We start from the raw sequence: 1,429 nt of genomic DNA on the forward strand, positions 1-1,429 counted from the left end.
CGGACCAGTGCCGGCGCATCGGCCACCGCTGCGGACACCTCGAAAGGCGCGTCCCTCTCGCCACGCCACAGGTGCGCCTTGAGCAGACGCAGCGCGTCGGCCGGCTTCTCGGCCAGCGCACGAGCCAGCGACAGCGCTTCCTCGTCCACCTGCGCCGCGGGCACGACGCGACCGCTCCAACCGGCCGCCTGCCAGGCGGCACCGGGGCGCACCGCGACATCGACCACACCCGTCCGCCGACGCACCGCACCCGCCAGACTCCATGAACCTTCGTCCAGACCGTAATGGCCTTCCGACGACACCACCAACGCATCGCATGACAACGCCAACCACCACGACGCGCCGATCGCGTCGCCGCGACACAACCCCACCGCAGCGCATGGCAGCGCGGAAAGCTGGGCGGCGACGTCGCGCGCGAAGCCCATCGTCTCGAAAGTCCCACTCTCGGCATCCAGGGCAACGAGCAGGACGCGCAGATCCGTACGCATCGCGACATGGGCCAGCGCAGCGAGCACTGCGTCGTGCACCGCGGCCGAGATCATGCCGCCTGCCGCTGAAATCCCAAGGCGTGCCACGCCTTTCGCCACGTCATCCACGCGGACTTCGCTCGTCGCCACCGTGTCGTCGCCGTGAGCGGTGGCAGGCAAGGCAATGCGTGGTCGGGAGGCGATCCATCCTCCGAAGCCGCTGCCCGACGCGTCCAAGGCATCCAGCGCAATACGCGGCTTGGCAATCACGGAAACCTCGCGAGCCGTGATCGCGTCGTCCGCGCGCGTGCCGCCGATGGTCCGCACCCAGGCGGGGCCGGCGCGCCACGGTTGCTCGATCGTCTTTGCTTTCTCGGCCTCGTCGTGAGCATCGACGCGAGCCATCGGCGCATCGATGCGCACGTCATCGAGACGCGCGCAATACGTACCGTCACCAGCATACATATCGACGCGCACGCTCTCGGCCTGCCTGCGTATGCGAAGCCATGCCTGTTGCGGCCATGCCGATCCACACAGCATGGCGGCAAGCGACGTCGGCGATGCCATGCGATCTAGCACCGAAACGATACCTGACCATTCGCCGTTCGCGAGCAGCAAATAATCGTCTGCGACTTCGTGATGGTCCGTTTCAAATAGCGGTAGCTGTTGCCGCAACGATTCCAGGCTCGCATCGGCGGATGGCATGGTCGCGGCGATGTCCACGCCGCCCTCGGCCAGCAGAGTCTCGTCGGCATCGTCGCGGGTGACAGCGAAACCCAACATGCCGTCGTCGTCCTGCCACACCTGCACGTCGAGCACGTCGTCGTGACGCGGCGTGTCGAACCACGCCACGTCGTACAGGCCCAGCGGCGTGGCATCGTCCACACCCAGCGCACGCACGGCTGCGGCACGTGCCATTTCCAGCACGTCCCACGCACCGATCGCCTCGCCAAAGCGCGAGC

The 1,429-nt window shown here is 67.5% G+C and carries 1 protein-coding gene; it reads right to left on the reverse strand.

The annotated features are described in order from the left end of the window. Positions 1 to 1,429, reverse strand: a 1,429-nt coding sequence (locus tag BT115_RS18730; RefSeq protein WP_218184784.1) for a hypothetical protein, incomplete at both ends; no start/stop codon positions are given.

Source organism: Luteibacter sp. UNCMF366Tsu5.1, assembly GCF_900119235.1.
GTDB classification, from domain to species: Bacteria; Pseudomonadota; Gammaproteobacteria; order Xanthomonadales; family Rhodanobacteraceae; genus Luteibacter; species Luteibacter flocculans.